Genomic DNA, 16,836 nt, shown 5'->3' with positions numbered 1-16,836 from the left:
TCCTTCGACGAAGTTCGGTCACGGATCGTGCGGCCACCGGTATCCCTCGGTCGGCGTCATCGCGGAGACCCAACAGTATCTTCCTGCCCTACGTCAGTTACTGTTGTCCGACAAGGCAGCCACAGATCGGATCACAATGGTAAGCATCCATGGAGGGCGTCGCGCCACCCTTAGGTGGGGCGCGCTAGTACGGGCGGTTACGTCCCACATCGAGACGTCCGAACCCAGCCTCTCAACTAGGACAGCGCTGTGAGCGTTGTCGCGGGCGGAGCGCTCATGATGGCGATGAGCCCTTTTCGCCCTGATGGATCACCCGACATTGCCAGGATGGAAGAGCTGGCGCGGGACGCGACATCGCACGGCTTCACCGGATTTGTTGTCGCCGGCGGAGCTGGTGAGCTCGCGGATCTCACCGGCGCAGAGGTCGGCGAGTTCGTTGCGGCTGCGGCATCCGGCATTGGACAGAAGAACGTGCTGGCTGCCGGCATCTACGCGCGATCGGGCGCCTCGAAGTTGAGCCGGGAACTGGCTATGGCGGGCGCGCGGGCGTTGCTGTGTTTCGCTGACCCCGAGCCCGAATCCGACGCCGACGCTGGACTCGCGGAACTCCTTGAGGAGAACGCTCTGGGGGCCGGGCTCGAGATCATCGTTGACCATGACGGTGGGCGCTATACGGCCGAGGGACTGCGCGTCGCATCCGAGCGTCATCCAAATCTCGCCGTGAAGTGGGGAGCGCCTGACCTGCGGGAATGGGGAACGCTTCGAGCTCAACTCCCTGCCGTGGCAGCGTGGTTCAGCGGCGGCGGCGACGATCTGGCCCCGGGATTCGCGGCTCAAGGTGCCGATGGATTCACGTCTACTGCCGCGAACATCGCCCCAGACGCGATCGCCGTGCTGCAACAGTTGATTGCTAACGGGCGTTTGCGTGAGGCGGGCGAGTGGGTCGCGTCCCACCTACAACCACTCGCTTCCCTGCGCTCGTCCCGACCCGGCTACGTCCCTGCAGTGACCAAAGCAGCAATGGCGCGCCTCGGCCGCGCGGCGGGCGAGCCTCGTATCGAAGCGAGACGATTCGACGACGTGGACGATGCGGAACTTGCGACGGCAGTCGCCGCCTTGCGCGCGGGAGTCGCCCAGGGGCGCTGAGGCGCGGACCGGTCGGCCAAGCTCAACGGGTAGCCGGCCTCGAGCACACTGGCACCGATCGCCTACGTGGTCGAGCGCGGTCAACCCTCGCGAGAGCGACAGCTCTGCGACCGTTCTAGCCTCGCCGATTGTCTCGGTACGTGCCCCCGAGAGCCGTCGGCAGTCCATCGCAAGCGGTCTGCCATTCAACTTGTGCCTGACATCTGTTACTGTTGTCCGACAAGTTCAACGTAGATCGGATCGCAATGCTCAACATCTCGGAGCTCCATCACATCGATGTCCAGACGGGCGCTGTTGCCTTGGCGGGTGAAATTCGCGCGGCGGTCCACGCCGCACTCGACGCCGGAGCGGAGAACGTCTTCTTCGCGAGTGCGGGCGGCGTCGCGTTTCTGAGTCTGCCCGCCGTCAAGCTGCTCGAAGAGCGCTCTTCCTTCCCCGTGTACGCGCCCCGCGCCGCGGAGCTCATCGAGAACGGCAACGTCAATCTCGGCCCGAAGTCGTTGGTCGTGTTCACCTCCGTCTCGGGCACGACGAAAGAGGCCATCAGTGCGCTCGAGTACGCCCGCTCGCGCGGAGCCCGGATCCTCACTCTCGTCGGCACCGCGGATACTCCGTTGGCGACGCTGGCTGACGTGAGCCTCTTCAACGAGACCGCCGACGACACGTCGAGCGAGAACTTCTTGCTTCAGACGCTCTTCGTCGCCCTCGCGATCATCGACTACCGCGGAGAATCGCCGAGCTGGGAATCGACGCTCTCAGAGATCCAGTCGCTCCCGAATGCGCTCGTCGAGGTGAAGCGGGCATTCGAAGATCGCGCCGCCAGTCTCGCGGAAGAGATCAAAGACGAGCAGAACCACATCATCACCTCGGCAGGAAACACCTGGTTCGAGGCCTGGTACTACGGGATGTGCATCCTTGAGGAGATGCAGTGGGTATGGACCAGGCCTGTGCACGCATCCGACTTCTTCCACGGCACGCTTGAGCTCGTTGAGGACAACGTCAGCGTGCTGCTGCTGAAAGGCGAAGACGGCGGTCGGACGCTTGAGGACCGGGTCGAGGCGTTTGTGCCGCAGTACTCGTCGAAGCTGCGCGTCATCGATTCGCGCGACTTCGATCTGCCGGGAATCTCGCCTGAGACACGGGCCCTGGTAGCGCCGATCGTTCTTGCAGCCGCTTTGGAGCGGCTCAGCGCACACCTCGAGGTCGTCCGGAACCATCCCCTGACGACGCGTCGGTACTACAAGCGCGTTGCCTATTGATGGACTCTGTCACCCTCTAATACGCGGCAACCAGCTGCGCGGCTTGCCGCCGTCCACGCGGTGCAGGTCTTGACGAACATCCAAATATTGATTGGAGTTAATCGTGGGATATCGACTAGGCGTCGATACAGGCGGAACACACACCGACCTCGTGCTGATCGATGACGTCTCGGGAACGGTGTGGGTGGACAAGGTTCCGTCGACGCCTGCCGTGCCCAGCGACGGAGTCATCAACGGTGCAAAGCAGATTTTGGGGAAGGCGCAAGTCCAGGCAGAGTCGCTGGATCTGATGGTGTACGGGACGACCGTTTCGGTCAACCGCATCCTGCAAGGAGGCTCCACGAGGACTGCGCTTCTCACCACTGCCGGGTTCGGCGACGTTCTGGAGCTCGCTCGTGCCTATCGTTTCGGGAACATCTACGACACGCGTTGGAAGCCTCCGAAACCGATCATCTCCAGAGACAACGTCCACGAGATCTCCGAGCGAGTAACCTTCCGGGGCGATGTCGTCACCCCGCTAGATGTCGCACAGGTCGAGTCCCTCGCCGCACAGCTCGGCGACATCGAATCCATCGCCGTGTGCTTCCTGCACTCCAACCAGTTCTCCGACCACGAGCGCGCCGTGCGCGAGATCTTCCTGCGTGTTCGGCCGGATATCTCGGTGTCCCTGAGCTCGGATCTCACTGCTTCCACCGGGGAGTACGAGCGCGCATCGACAGCAGCGGTTGATGCCTTCGTCAAGCCGCGGCTCAAGGAACACTTCGAATACCTCGAGGCTCAGCTCCGTGAGATCGGCATCACCTGCCCCGTCTATACGATGCAGGGCAATGGCGGGGTCATGACCCTGGCCGCTGCGGCCGCATCCCCCGTTCGTGTGATGAACTCGGGCCCGGTTGCTGGCGTCATCGCCGGTGCCGACCTCTGCCAGCAACTGGGAAATCTCACCGCGGTCACGCTAGACATGGGCGGAACGAGCACCGACGTCGCCGTCGTGAATGAGGGCCGCCCGCGAGAGACGCAAAGCGGGCAGTTGCACGGCAATCCCGTCTCACAGTCGACGATCGAAGTCGATCCCATCGGCGCCGGCGGTGGCTCGGTGGCCTGGGTCGACGACGGGGGGGCCCTCCGCGTCGGCCCGCATAGCGCCGGAGCCGATCCCGGCCCCGCTTGCTACGGAAAGGGCGGCACTGAGCCCACGGTCACGGACGCCGCACTCGTCCTGGGCTACCTGTCTCCCGACGGTCTTCTCGGCGGCGCCACGAAGCTCCGCCGAGAGCTGGCAAGCGAAGCCATCAACCGGGTCGTCGCAGGTCCACTCGGCTTGACCGAGCACGAAGCAGCGTACGGAATCGTCCGCCTTGCCGCCGCGGCCAGCCTTCGAGCGATCCGGCGAATGACGGTCGCACGAGGATTCGACCCTCGCGACCTGGTCATGGTCTCCTTCGGCGGCGCCGGCGGACTCATCGGAGCGATCCTCTCCCACGAACTGGAAGTGTCGGGGCTGATCATCCCGACCAACCCAGGAAACGTCTCCGCCAGAGGCCTCCTCCTAACCGACCAGCGTCACGACGAGATGTGGCCGCTCAACAAGCTGGTACACGATGTCGCCGGTTCGGATCTCGCCGAGATCTACACCTCGCTCGAAAAGAACGGCACCGCTGCCCTGCTCGACGGGACAACTGGGGCGGACCTCGAGCACGTGCGATTCCTCGATCTCCGTTACCTCGGGCAGGCGTTCGACCTCACCATCGAATCCAATGGCGACTACAACCCCGAGCACGTCACTGAGGAGTTCCATCGGATCCACGCTGAGCGCTACGGGCACTCAGACAAGAGCAACCCGGTGCAGGTGGTGATGGCGCGAACCACAACCGTTCGCCGCACCCCCAACATCACCTTCGCTGCGGCAACCTCACCCCGCGAAGGCGGTCCGGTTCCTATTCATCGAGACGTGTACTTCGGTGAGTGGCGGAAGACGCCGATCTACACACGGAGCGAACTCCGCCCGGACGACACTTTCGAGGGACCGTTCATCGTCCAGGAACAAGGAAGCACCACGGTCGGCCTACCCGGCGATCACTGCAAGGTGTTGTCGGACGGTTCGCTTCTGATCACACCCAAGTCCAGCCCACGCACATCGACGTCGCGATAAAGGAGCTGTAGCAATGATTGACGTCATCACCACCGAAGTTATCCGAAGCGCCCTGGAGTCGCTGTCCGAGCAAATGACGGACACCATGGAGCGCACTAGCTACTCAGTCATCCTGAAGGAGGGAAAGGACTGTTCCTCCTCTCTCTTCGACGCGACAGGCCGCCTGATGGCCGAAGGGGCGAACATTCCGGTGCATCTGAACGCCCTCGGTCCCTGCCTGAAGGCGATGCTGCGGGAGCACTTCCCGATCGAATCCCTCGAACCGGGCGATGTAATCCTCACGAACGATCCCTATGTCGGCGGCAGCACCGGGGCGCATCACACATCCGACTTCATCGTCTACTACCCCATCTTTCACAACGGGGAACTGATCGCGTTCTCGACGATCTTCGCGCACCTGGCCGGCACCGCCGGTCAAGACCCAGAGGGCTGGCACAAGACAATCTTCGACGAGGGTCTCCGGATCCCGCCGATCAAGCTGTACAAGCGTGGCGAACTCGACGAGCAGTTGTTCCGGATGATCCTGGCCAACACAAACTCGCCGTACGAGCAGCGTGGCGACATCCTCGCGCAGGTCGCCGGCGCGCGGGTGGGCGCGCAGGGACTGCTGTCCCTCATCGAAAAGTACGGATGGGATGTGCTTCAAGAGGCGATCGAAGCGCAGATCGAATACGCCCGCGACAGGACGAAAAACCAGATCTCCCGAATTCCTGACGGTCGCTACACTGCCGAATCTCAGATTCTGGAGGACGGGTCGATGGGTGGCCCGTACACGATCAGGTTGGCTATTGAGGTCACCGGCGATGAGGTGCACTTCGACTTCACCGGTACCGACCCGGCGATGCCGGGGCCTCAGAACTGCCCCATGTCGGCGACCATCTCGGCGACGTTGTTCGGGCTGCTTGCTCTGATGCCCTCGGATATCCCGAAGAACGAAGGGCCGAACAGCCAGATCCGCATCACGGCGCCCGAAGGCTCGCTTGTCGATCCGCGACCGCCGCGAGCGGTGTACCAGCGGATGGCGATCACTCACCGCATCGTCGACATGATCTTCAAGGCGCTCGCGCCGGTGGTCCCCGACGCCGTGAATGCGGAATCCTGTGGGCTGGTCTACATGAACGGCAGTGCCATCAACCGCGAGACGCACCCCACTGGCGGTGACCTGACCGGCCGTCACCTCTGGCTGAACATGGGACCCAGCGTCGGTGGCCTCGGAGCAAGTGCCGACAGCGATGGCCTCAGCGCAATGGCGAGCTGGATGACGAACGTCGCCACTCCCAGCGTCGAAGGCATGGAGGTCGGCGCACCGGTTCTGTACCTGCAGAGAGCTCTGCGACCCGACTCCGGCGGGGCCGGCAAGCGGCGAGGCGGACTGGGCACGATCATCAAGTGGAAGGCGCTCGGCTACGACGTCGAGGTCTCACACACCTCACAGCGATTCGCCGTCCCCGCTGCGGGGCTGCTTGGCGGACAACCGGGAGCGACCAGTCGGTGGGTCATCAACGAGGGGACCGATCGTGAATACGACCTGCCGCCGGCGGGCCCGACGATCGAGCTGGAGTACGGCGATACGCTGACCTTCTACAGCGCAGGCGGCGGCGGGTATGGCCCGCCCGAGGACCGTCCCCGCGAGCTCATCGAGCGTGATCTCAAGCTCGGCTTTATCACCGAGCGCGGGCTGTCCGCGTATGCGCCGGTGGAAAATGGGAGCGAGTAGATGGATCTGCAGATCGCTGGGGGAGTCGCTGCCGTCACAGGTGCAGCGTCCGGTATCGGCCGTGCAACAGCCTTCTACCTGGCCGCCGAGGGTGTTCAGGTCGTCCTGCTCGACCTCGACCTCCCCGCTGCTGAGTCCGTAGTTGCGGAGATCACCGCAAACGGCGGACGAGCTGCGGCCATCCAGGTCGACGTTTCGGACGACACCTCGGTCCAGCGAGCGATGGCTCAAGCGACAGACGTGTTCGGCGGGCTCGACTACTTGGTGCTGTGTGCGGGGATCTCCACGCTGTTCGGTAAAGCGGTCGACGAGATCGCCGCCGCACAGTGGGACCGCGAATTCGGCGTGAACGTGCGCGGACAATGGCTGCCTGTGAAGTACGCATTGTCCGCGTTGCGAGCTTCTTCGCGGGAACCTGCCATCTCGATCGTCGCGTCAGATTCCGCTCTCTTCGCTGCGCCGCTCAATGCAGCGTACGAGGCTACAAAGGGTGCGGTCCTCATGCTGACGAAGGCTCTCGCCGTAGATCTGCGCCCTGACGGTATCCGAGTGAATTGTGTCTGCCCGAGCGTGGTTGACACTCCTCAGTCGCGGGGCGCGCTCGGCATCGCGGAGGGTGGATACGCCGACATTGGCTACCCCGTCCACACGCCCGAGGACATCGCCAGGTATCTCACGCTTCTCATTTCGCCGGTTACCCGAACGATCAACGCTCACCCGCTGGTAGCGGACTTCGGTTACAGCGCGCAGTCCAACTTTCCTGCCTGACAGGACGTGCGGAAGCGCCCTCAGGACGTGCAGTTGGTCGACACCACTAACGCAGAGGAATCATGACAACGGACGTAGGAATCATCGGTGCGGGCGCAATCGGCATCACCGCGGCGCACTATCTCACTCAGGCCGGCCTGGGTGTCGAGGTCTTCGACACCCACAGGGTGGCGGCTGGGGTATCGGAGCGCAATTCGGGCCAGATCTCGGAGAATGAGATCAGCCCACTACAGGGACCTGGCATCGTCGCGACCGGCCTGCGCAGCATGTTGTCGCCGGACTCGTCCCTGTACGTGCACCCTGGCGGCGCCCTAGCGAGCCTCAACTTCATGGTTCGGTTTGCGTTGCACTGCAACAAGCGCAGCTTCGAGCGGGGAAAGACCGTGCTGACCGAGTACGCGCGCGGCACCAAGAAGGCGATGGATGCGATGGCGGATGCTGGCGACATCGATCCGCCCAGGGAGATCGATTTCCTCCATGTACTCAGCTCAACCAGCAAAGCAGCGGCGAGCCGCGCAACGACCATCTCTCGCTTCAATGTCGAGATCTCCGATCTGATCGGTCGGGACGAGATGCACGCGATCGAACCGACGCTGGGCGAGTCAGCGACGGACGGTTTCATCGTGAGCGGCCACTCGTTCATCGACCCAGGCGCCTACTGTGTGCGGCTAGCAGAGAGCGTGGTCCAGCGCGGCGGCCGCATCACCGCTCCTTTCCAGATCGAGAAGATCACCCGTTCGAACGGGGTGTACATCATCGACGGGCCGCACGGGACCTCTCGCGTGCGTCACCTGGTCCTGGCAGCAGGAGTCGGCACTCCCGGTCTGCTCCGGATGATCACCAAGCGGCGCCGTCTGCCGATCTACCCGGGCAAGGGCTACAGCCTTCGAGTCCAGGGCGGTGGAGAAGCGAAGCATCTTCTCAAGCTCGAGGAGGCGCATGTGGGCGTAACGCCCTACGGAAACAGCATCCACATCGCCGGCACGATGGAATTCGACGGTCACAACCCGCGGTACAACCAGGGAAGGGTCGACGCCATCATTCGTAGCGCGCGACCGTTCCTGAACTCGAGCTTTGACTGGACTGCAACGCGGGATCAGTGGGTCGGTTCTCGTCCGATGACACCGGACGGCCTGCCGATCATCGGCAAGGTCCCGGGTCAAGACGGGCTCATCATCGCGTCCGGACACAACATGCTCGGCATGATGCTCGCCCCGAATACGGGTGTCTCGGTCGCAAATCTCGTCGTCAATGGAGCAGACCAGGCGTCGGAGGCTTTTCGACTTGAAAGGTACTGAACCTCGCCGGTGCGCAGCGCCTTCTATGGCGCTGCGCACCAAAATGATCCGATCTGAATCTGGCGAGATCAGCGCGGTCGCATGACCGACATCAGTTGAGCGTGCTCAGCGGCGTCGAAGCACGTTGAAAGCGATGAGATCACCGCGGTGGTAGTCGCATGCGTACAACACACGTACCCCGTCACGGGTGATGCAGGTCTCCTCAATGGCTAGCCACGGATCCAGTCCCGCGAGGTTATACCGGTCGGTGAATTCGGACGGGAGATTTGTCGCGCTGATCCGGGCCGCCGATGTCTCGATGACGTGGCCGTGCGCTTCAAGCGCACCGATGAGCGACGATCCCCAGTCCCGGTAGGTCAAGGGACCGGGAAGCGCGTCTCTCCGCACCATGTCGATGTTGAAGACGAGTGGCTCCTCGCCATTGAGGCGAAGTCGGGTCAGCTGGATGACCGGTTCTCCCGCAGGGAGATCGAGCAGCTCGGCAACTCGAGCGGGTGCTTCCACCTCACGGACGTCAAGGACCACCGTGGTGATGTCATAGCCGAGGCTACTCAGCATGTCGGTAAGTGACTCATAACGGGTAATCGGTCGCTCAACACTGAACGCGCCGAGAACTGAGACAAACCGCCCCCGTCCCTGCACTGCATAGACCAGACCATCCTGTTCCAGCAGCTTGAGAACCTCTCGAATCGTCGAACGCGAGACGGAGTAGCGCACGGAGAGCTCAGGTTCAGAAGGGAGCTGATCACCAGGCTTGAGTTCATCCCTGATCAGCTGCGTAAGAAGATCATGGACCTGGCTCGTCATCGGACCCTTCGACCGTACGCCTACCGCGCTGACCATGTTTGCTCTCCATCAAGGTTGTCGGATTGTTCTCTGATTCCTCAGACAAGTTCTACATTAGCCGGATCATACGACAGATCAGGGCTGTGGGTAGCCCCCCACATGCCCGCATGTCCGGGCAGCGAAGGCGGCGCCGCTCTCCATCGCACTCCGGAGGTCCGCGTCGGCAAGCCGAGCGCTAATGAAGCCGGCGATGAAGCTGTCGCCTGCTCCTGTGGTGTCGACGACCCGCGTCGGTGCAGCGGGAATGCGTTCGGATGTTCCGCCGGCCTCTTGTGCGTATGCGCCGGCCGCGCCAAGCGTGACGACGGCAATGCTTGCGCCCGCCGCAAGGACCTCGAGAGCGGCGGACTCGGCCAGTGCATCCTCGCCTCCGGACAGAAAGCTGACGTACATGTCGTGATGTCCAGGGGAAACGCTGCTGTCTTGACTGATTCGCAGTCCCGGAGCCCGTCGAAGCAGACCTCTGCGCACGTCGTCAGATTTCGGCTGCATGCCGATATGGACCCAGTCCGAGCCAGCGATTTCGTCCAGGTGGTCGGGACCAGGAACATACTCGGCGGTAACGCCGAAGTCTTCGCGGGCGAAGAAGCGTTCACCTGTTGCAGAGCGGACGATCTCGGTGACGGCCGTCCGGCCGTCGCGTACAACGAGCCCGTGGATATCGACGCCCTTTTCCTCGAGCGCCGTCCGTACGCGTTGACCGTCGTCATCTGGTCCTACTGCGCCGTAGTACGCGACGCTATGGCCGGCGAGAGCGAGCTGCACCGCGACGTTGACTGCATTCCCGCCAATGAGATCGTGCGGGTCGTCGCCGAGAAACCGATCGATGGTGTTATCGCCGACGACTGCGATGCGTCGATCGGTCACAGCGCCGGTCCCAAGTGCGCCCCACCGCTCACTACAAGCATCGAGCCCGTGGTGTACCGACTTTCATCACTCAGCAGATGCCACACGGAGGCAGCAATCTCCTCAGGCTCAGCGACCCGACCGAGCGGAGTGCCGCGGACATACCCAGCGAAGACATCTTCCGGGGATTGCCCCGTCAGCGCAGCCTCCCACTCGAGTTCTCGCGACTCCATCGGGGTTCGCACGTACATCGGGCACACGGCGTTGATACGGATGCCCCGCTGCGCCAACTCCGGCGTTACCGACTCGATGAGCCCGGTCACCGCGAACTTGGATGCGCAATACGCCGACAGGAATGGGGCGCCGCTCAGCCCGCCGACCGAATCCACAACGACGAATGCCCCGCCCGGCCTGACCCGTGGAATCAGCGCGCGCAAGCAGGCGAACACCCCGAAGGCGTTCACGTTCATCTGAAAATTCCAGTCATCATCCGACGTGTCCTCGAGCCGACTCATCCGAGATACCCCGGCCGCCAGGACGGCTCCGTCAATCTCGGGCGGCAGGCCGTCGATGGCCGCCGCGATTGACGCGCTAGATGTGACATCTACAGGTCTGACGTCGGAAACCGACTGCAGATCCCAAGGGGTGACGGCATCACCATTGTCGGTAAGTCGTCGCAACACCGCTGCACCGATTCCACTCGCCGCGCCCGTAACTACGTAATGCATGCTGCCTCCTCCTCCATGATTAACCTAGAGGCCATTGTGCCAGACATCATGTCGATGTTGTCGGACAACCCTGCTATTCGGCGGACCGACAGTGCTGACCTCCGCAGATTTGCAGGCGCGCAATCCCTGCGACGCGGTGGAACGCAGCTCCTCAGTGCTGCGTTCTGCGCACTGCAGTTTGCGTAAACTTCTGATGCAGTTGACCTGTCGGATGTGTTGATCTATTATCAGACAACTCGAAAACCAGTCTGAATCGGTCCGCACTCGGCGACACGCCGACGAACGACTACACCCGACCTGCTGAACAGCAAAAGATGCAGCGGTTCGAACTGGGACGCGAGGGGGAGATTCGCTCCTCACGCACGACCCACACGGGACGTGCGTCAAAACACACGTGGAGGCAATGTCGCTATGCACACCTCAGTTCCCCTCGCCGGTCAGTCGCGCCGGTCACGTATTCGCGCCGCGGCGGGCGGGGTGCTCCTCGTCGGCGCGATGACACTCACCGCATGTGCTGCAACCGAAGCAACGCCCGATGCGGACGTTCCGCAGGTCCTTACCGTCGGATTGTCCGGGGAGCCTCAGCCGCTGAAGGTCGGACTCAACCAGAACGCCCTCGGGTACATGATGGACGCGCTCGTCGCCCAGGGGCTGCTGCGGTATGGCCCCGGCGGGGAGATCGAGCCCGCACTAGCGGAGTCGTACGAGCAGGTTGACAACGCTACGTACAGCTTCACTCTTCGACCGGACCTTCAATTCAGTGACGGGACTCCGCTGACGTCGGAGGATGTCAAGAGGACGTTCGAGTTCTTGGCCGACCCGGCGAACGCGGCATACACGGTGGCCGGCATGTCGCGGATTGATTCCATCACCACCGACGGCGATTCGCAGCTGACGGTGAAGCTGAAGGAAAACGACCCCGACTTCCTCTCGTACGTGGCGAACCCCACGGCCTTCATCGTGAAGGAAGATGAACTGAGCGCGGATGCCACAGTGACCATCGGAGCTGGCCCGTTCGTCATCGACGAGCAGGTGCAGGGAGTTTCTATGGACCTCGTCCCAAACGAGCTCTACTACGACCCCGAAAGCGTGAACCTGTCGAAGATCGAACTCGAGTACTACCCCGACACGACGGCGCGCACCAACGCGCTGCTCAGTGGCGACGTCGACTTCATCGACTTCGTCCCGGCGCAGGACTTCGATCGGCTCGAGTCCACGCCCGGAATCGTGCTGGATGCGCAGGCCGGGCCACTCATCGGCCTGACCTTCAACACGACCTCAGGGCCATTCGCCAACCCGTTGGTCCGTGAGGCGGTGGCATACGCCATCGATCGGGACCACGTCGTTTCGGCGGCCGACGCCGGCAAGGCTGAACCGATCTACGGCATCGTGCTCGGCGAAGACAGCCCCTTCGCGACGGAAGACTCTGAGTCGCTGTACTCTTACGACCCCAAGAAAGCCAAGGAGCTTCTTGACGAAGCCGGGTATCCTGACGGATTCGACGCATCGATCCTCACGATGAGCCAGTACCCGTATCACCAGGACACCGCCGTCGCGGTGCAGGGAGATCTCGCGGCAGTTGGCATCAATCTGACCCTCGACAGCGGCGACCAGCCCACCTGGGTGAAGAAGGCGACTGGGGGCGAGTTTGAGGTGAAGACCACCGGTGGCTCTGGGCTCATCACAGCCCCGTCGTATCTGGAGTCGTGGTACTTCGCGAACGCGTCGTACACGAGCTTCGGCTACGACAACCCTGACCTCCGCGCTGCGCTCGTTGAGGGTCGTACCGCGGAGACAGAGGAAGAGCGTGCGGAAGCTTATGATCGGGCGTTCGAAATTGTCGCTGTCGACACTCCGCGAGTCGATCTCGCTCAGCGTTACAACGGCTACGCGTTCAAGGACACCATTGAGGGATTCGAGAATCTCCCCGGATTCCTGTCGTACTACTCTCTGAACGCGCTTCCCTACCTCACCATCAGCGGCTGACGCGCACCTATGGTCGCCTATATCGCTCGCCGCTTGGCAACTGGTGTCGGTCTGTTGTTCCTGGTGCTGACGCTGATCTTCTTTGTCATCCGAACGGTGCCGGGCGACCCCGCCGCCCTCCTCGCCTCCGGCGGGGGGAGCGGCGAGGCATCGCCGGAAGCGATCGAACGCATCCGCGAACAGCTCGGGCTTGATCAGCCTCTGTGGGCGCAGTACCTCGGCTACCTGGCCGGCGTCGTCCGCGGTGATTTCGGGGTGTCATTCCAGTTCGGAACTGACGTCACGCCGATCATCATGGCGCGTCTACCAAATACCCTCCAACTCGTACTCGGCGCAGTCTTGATCGGTGTCACGGTCGGCGTGCTACTGGGCATCATTGCAGCGCGCCGCGGCGGCGTGGTGAGCACCGTCGTCACCGCGATGGGGAGTTTTGCAATCTCTGTCCCCGTCTACGTCCTCGCGACTGTCCTGGCCTACGTGGTCGCGCTCCAACTCCGGTGGCTACCGGCAGGAGGGTTCGTCGGGTGGGAGGATCCGGTCGGGCATCTTCGGATCCTTGTACTCCCGTGCATAGCGTTGGCGGTGCCATTCTCGGCGATCGTCGCAACGATCACGCGATCAGGGCTGGTGGAGACCGCTCAACAAGACTGGGTGCGCACTGCCCGCTCGTGGGGCCTATCACCGGGATCCGTCTTCGGCCGACACGTTCTTCGCAACTCGCTGACAGCCGTGCTCACGATCGTTGGACTGGAAATCGGGCTGATGTTCGGATCGACCATCCTCGTAGAGCAAGTGTTCTCTTATCCCGGTTTGAGTCAGCTCCTGATCAAGGCCGTGGAACAGCGCGACTATCCCATCGTGCAAGGCGTGGCGATTCTGGCCGCTGGCTTCTTCATCATGATCAACATCGTGGTGGACGTCCTGTACGGAGTCCTCGACCCGAGAGCGAGACGCCGATGAAACGGAAGCTCCAGAGGGCGCGGGACGCATTCGGCCCGATGCAGGTGATCGCCCTGACATTCCTTGTGCTGCTCATCGTGCTCTCCATGGTCGCCCCCGCGATCCTTCCGGATCCGCTGGCGCAGGACGGCTCGCACACGTTCGCGCCCCTCGGCACGAGCGGCCACATCCTCGGCACCGATGCGTTCGGCCGCGACTTACTGGCACGCTTGATGGCCGGTGTGCGCACAGAGTTGATGGTGGCGTTCGCGACGACGCTGGTCGCGCTCGTCCTAGGGACCGCCCTCGGCATTGCTGGCGCGTACTTCGGCTCGGTCGCTGAGACGGTCACCATGAGGATCATCGTCGACGTCATCCTCGCCTTCCCTCCAATTATCTTTGCGCTGCTAATCGTGACCATCTATGGTCCAGGCCCGATCACCCTCACCGCGACGATGGGTGTGCTCTTCGCGATGAGCTTCGCGCGCATCGCTTACGGTCAGACGTTGACTGTGCGGCGAGCTGAGTATGTCGACGCGGCGCATGCCTATGGGGCACCCACTATGACCATCCTCTTCAGGGCGGTGCTCCCCAACATCAGCGCCCCACTCATCGTCCAGGCCTCGCTAACCATGGCGGCCGCCATCCTGCTGGAGTCCGGACTCAGCTTCCTCGGTCTCGGGCTGGTCCCCCCGGCGCCGTCGATGGGATCGATGATCGCCGACGGTCAGCGCTACCTAGCAACGGACCCCCAATTGATCCTCATTCCCAGCGTGGTGGTCGTCCTCACGATCCTGTCCTTCAGTCTTCTCGGCGACGGACTCGGACGCTGGCTCGACCCGCGAAGGAGGAACGCACATGGCTGAACCACTGCTCGAGGTAGGGGATCTGTCGGTCTCGTTCGGCACAGGCCGCACGGCGACGGAAGTCGTCCACGATGTGGCGTTCCACATTGATCCCGGCGAGACACTTGCTGTGGTGGGAGAGTCGGGTTCGGGCAAGTCGGTATCCGCCATGTCCATCGTCGACCTGCTTCCCGCCAACGCGCGACGAAGCGGGACGATCCGCTTCAACGGCGAGGATCTGCTGACGGCGGACCCAGCGCGGATCCGGCAGATCCGCGGCGCCGGGATTGGCGTGGTCTTCCAGGAGCCGATGACGGCGTTGAATCCCGTCTATACCATCGGGGCGCTCCTCGCCCAGGCAGTCGGCAGTCATCAACAAGGGTCCAAATCGGGAATCCACACACGCAGTCTTGATCTCCTGCGCCTGGTCCAGATGCCCGAGCCGGAGCGGCGGATGGACCAATTCCCACACCAACTTTCAGGTGGCCAGCGCCAACGAGCAATGATTGCAATGGCGATCGCTAGCGACCCGAAGCTGATCATCGCCGACGAGGCCACCACGGCCCTTGATGTCACCGCGCAAGCGGTGATCCTTGACCTCCTCATGGATGTGCGCGAACGGCTGGGGACCGCCATCCTGCTCATCACGCACGACATGGGTGTCGTCGCGGACGTGGCTGACCGGGTCGTCGTGATGAACGGGGGACGCGTCGTTGAGGAGGCGACCGTAGACCAGTTGTTCTCTGCGCCCCGGGAGGAGTACACGCAGAAGCTGCTCGCTGCCGTGCCGCACCTTGGACGCAGCGAGGTGGTCGAACTGACCCCCACGACACCGCTCGACCTTCGTTACCGCACGCAACCCCTTCCGGTCGTGGATCAGCCTGTCCTCCATGTCGACAACTTGATCGTGGACTTCCCCGGTCCATTTGGGCAGCGCCCCTTCCGCGCCGTCGACGGCGTGAGCTTCGACGTAGCGCAGGGGGAGGTGGTCGGGCTTGTCGGTGAATCCGGTTCCGGGAAGAGCACGATCGGCCGAGTAGTTATCGGGCTCACCAAACCCGCCTCCGGCACCGTCCAGATCGACGGCATCGATGTCGGCACGAAGCGACGCCTCGAAAAGCGCGAGCTCCGGCGTCGTGCCGCCATCATCTTCCAGGACCCGTCGTCGTCATTGAACCCTCGGGCGACCCTTGGTGACACGATCTCATCCCCACTGCGCTGGAACGGTGTAACGCGAAACAGGCGTGAGCTCGACCGAATTGTTGCGGAGCTCCTCGATGCCGTTCACCTTCCGAAGGACGCTATTCACCGGTACCCTCACGAGCTGTCCGGCGGCCAGCGTCAGCGCGTCGGCATCGCACGGGCGATGGCCCTCGAACCCGAGCTCCTGATCGCGGACGAACCGACCTCCGCACTGGATGTGTCCGTGCAAGCGGCGGTGCTCAAGCTACTCCTCGAGCTTCAGCAGCGCCGTCAGTTCTCCTGCGTGTTCATCAGCCACGACCTCTCGGTGGTCGAACAGCTCGCCCAACGGGTCGTCGTGCTGAAAGACGGAAAGATCGCCGAACAAGGGGACACGCGGCAGATCCTTCACCATCCGCACAACGCATACACACGCCGGCTCGTCGCGGCCATCCCGGTCCCGGACCCGGTGGAGCAGCGCGCGCGCCGCCAGGATCGGCAACTGCTGACCGACTAGCACCCGGCGCATGCGAGCCGATGGCTCCCACAAGACACACCCTCTCAACGCTTCAAAACCCCCACAGCTCCTGAAAGGTAGCCTCATGCCACGTACTGCCCCTCTCGCCCCAGGGGTCTGGGGCGTGCTAGCCACGCCATTCGTTGACCGCAATGGAGCGATCGATTTCCCCTCACTAGGACGGGAGATCGAACTCCATAACCAAGCTGGTTCTGAGGGGCTCGTCGCGCTCGGAGTCTTCGGAGAGGCGCGAAAACTAGACATCGCTGAGCAGGCGGCTTTGGTCCGCTTTGTCTCCGAACACGATGAACGCCCACGTCTAATCATTGGGCTCTCCGATCTGGATACGGCGGGTGCGATCGATTCAGCCAACCGCCTCGCTGCTGCCGCCGTCGCTACTAAAGAACCGCTACTTATGGTTCAGATCAATGGCGAGCATCCCGAGCAAGTCGCCGAGCATGTGAATACGATCGCCACGGAGACCGGCCTCGGGATCGTGCTCCAGGACTACCCAGTCGCTAGCAGAGTCAGTGTCACGAGCTCTCACGTCATCGAGATTGTCGGGCACGGCGAGGGCCGCGACGAGTGCGATCACGATGATGCGGAG

14 protein-coding genes are annotated in these 16,836 nt (G+C 62.9%); 11 read left to right on the top strand and 3 right to left on the bottom strand.

What is annotated here, in order from left to right; translation table 11 throughout:
• Positions 1–276 precede the first annotated feature (276 nt).
• From ASG80_RS09095 to ASG80_RS09070, 6 genes are all read left to right on the top strand, one after another.
• Positions 277–1,146 carry a dihydrodipicolinate synthase family protein gene (locus ASG80_RS09095; protein ID WP_156401735.1) on the top strand — a complete coding sequence of 290 codons (870 nt, stop codon included), beginning with the start codon at positions 277–279 and terminating at the stop codon, positions 1,144–1,146.
• A gap of 245 nt (positions 1,147–1,391) precedes the next feature.
• Positions 1,392–2,405 carry an SIS domain-containing protein gene (locus tag ASG80_RS09090; RefSeq protein WP_056729864.1) on the top strand — a complete coding sequence of 338 codons (1,014 nt, stop codon included), beginning with the start codon at positions 1,392–1,394 and terminating at the stop codon, positions 2,403–2,405.
• Between the two features lie 103 nt (positions 2,406–2,508).
• Complete coding sequence (locus ASG80_RS09085; protein WP_255355588.1) at positions 2,509–4,557, top strand: hydantoinase/oxoprolinase family protein; 2,049 nt, start codon at positions 2,509–2,511, stop codon at positions 4,555–4,557.
• A gap of 13 nt (positions 4,558–4,570) precedes the next feature.
• A complete protein-coding gene (locus tag ASG80_RS09080) occupies positions 4,571–6,274 on the top strand; it encodes a hydantoinase B/oxoprolinase family protein (RefSeq protein WP_056729862.1) in 1,704 nt (567 codons plus the stop codon).
• Positions 6,275–7,042, top strand: coding sequence for an SDR family NAD(P)-dependent oxidoreductase (locus ASG80_RS09075; protein WP_056729861.1), 768 nt, complete (start codon positions 6,275–6,277; stop codon positions 7,040–7,042).
• Between the two features lie 62 nt (positions 7,043–7,104).
• On the top strand, positions 7,105–8,340 hold the full coding sequence (locus ASG80_RS09070; RefSeq protein ID WP_056729860.1) for an FAD-binding oxidoreductase: 1,236 nt from the start codon (positions 7,105–7,107) through the stop codon (positions 8,338–8,340).
• A 105-nt stretch (positions 8,341–8,445) separates the two neighbouring features.
• Here ASG80_RS09070 and ASG80_RS09065 read toward each other — a convergent pair whose 3' ends face one another.
• The 3 genes from ASG80_RS09065 to ASG80_RS09055 form a co-directional block, all read right to left on the bottom strand.
• Entirely contained in the window at positions 8,446–9,147 is a 702-nt protein-coding gene (locus tag ASG80_RS09065) for a GntR family transcriptional regulator (protein WP_056729859.1), read from the bottom strand.
• Positions 9,148–9,261: 114 nt separating this feature from the next.
• Complete coding sequence (locus ASG80_RS09060) at positions 9,262–10,053, bottom strand: PfkB family carbohydrate kinase (protein WP_056729858.1); 792 nt, start codon at positions 10,051–10,053, stop codon at positions 9,262–9,264.
• Positions 10,050–10,760 (bottom strand): SDR family NAD(P)-dependent oxidoreductase, encoded by a 711-nt coding sequence (locus ASG80_RS09055; RefSeq protein ID WP_082590026.1) that lies wholly within the window; start codon positions 10,758–10,760, stop codon positions 10,050–10,052. The genes ASG80_RS09060 and ASG80_RS09055 overlap by 4 nt, the downstream gene beginning before the upstream one ends.
• A 477-nt stretch (positions 10,761–11,237) precedes the next feature.
• Here ASG80_RS09055 and ASG80_RS09050 point away from each other — a divergent pair, with 477 nt between their 5' ends.
• From ASG80_RS09050 to ASG80_RS23505, 5 genes are all read left to right on the top strand, one after another.
• A complete protein-coding gene (locus ASG80_RS09050) occupies positions 11,238–12,746 on the top strand; it encodes an ABC transporter substrate-binding protein (RefSeq protein WP_056729856.1) in 1,509 nt (502 codons plus the stop codon).
• Positions 12,747–12,755: 9 nt separating this feature from the next.
• Positions 12,756–13,706: an ABC transporter permease gene (locus ASG80_RS09045; protein ID WP_056729855.1), complete on the top strand. Its 951-nt coding sequence runs from the start codon at positions 12,756–12,758 to the stop codon at positions 13,704–13,706.
• A complete protein-coding gene (locus ASG80_RS09040; protein ID WP_082590021.1) occupies positions 13,703–14,551 on the top strand; it encodes an ABC transporter permease in 849 nt (282 codons plus the stop codon). Before ASG80_RS09045 ends, ASG80_RS09040 begins: the two co-directional genes overlap by 4 nt.
• Positions 14,544–16,229 (top strand): ABC transporter ATP-binding protein, encoded by a 1,686-nt coding sequence (locus ASG80_RS09035; protein ID WP_056729854.1) that lies wholly within the window; start codon positions 14,544–14,546, stop codon positions 16,227–16,229. Before ASG80_RS09040 ends, ASG80_RS09035 begins: the two co-directional genes overlap by 8 nt.
• Before the next feature lie 124 nt (positions 16,230–16,353).
• The coding region (locus ASG80_RS23505; RefSeq protein WP_200952537.1) for a dihydrodipicolinate synthase family protein at positions 16,354–16,836 on the top strand (483 nt) is incomplete at its 3' end.

Origin of the sequence: Agromyces sp. Soil535 (assembly GCF_001428255.1) — a bacterium.
Classification (GTDB): Bacteria; Actinomycetota; Actinomycetes; order Actinomycetales; family Microbacteriaceae; genus Agromyces.
The sequence above is the reverse complement of the archived record's forward strand: the minus strand, read 5'-3'. Positions and strand labels throughout refer to the sequence as shown.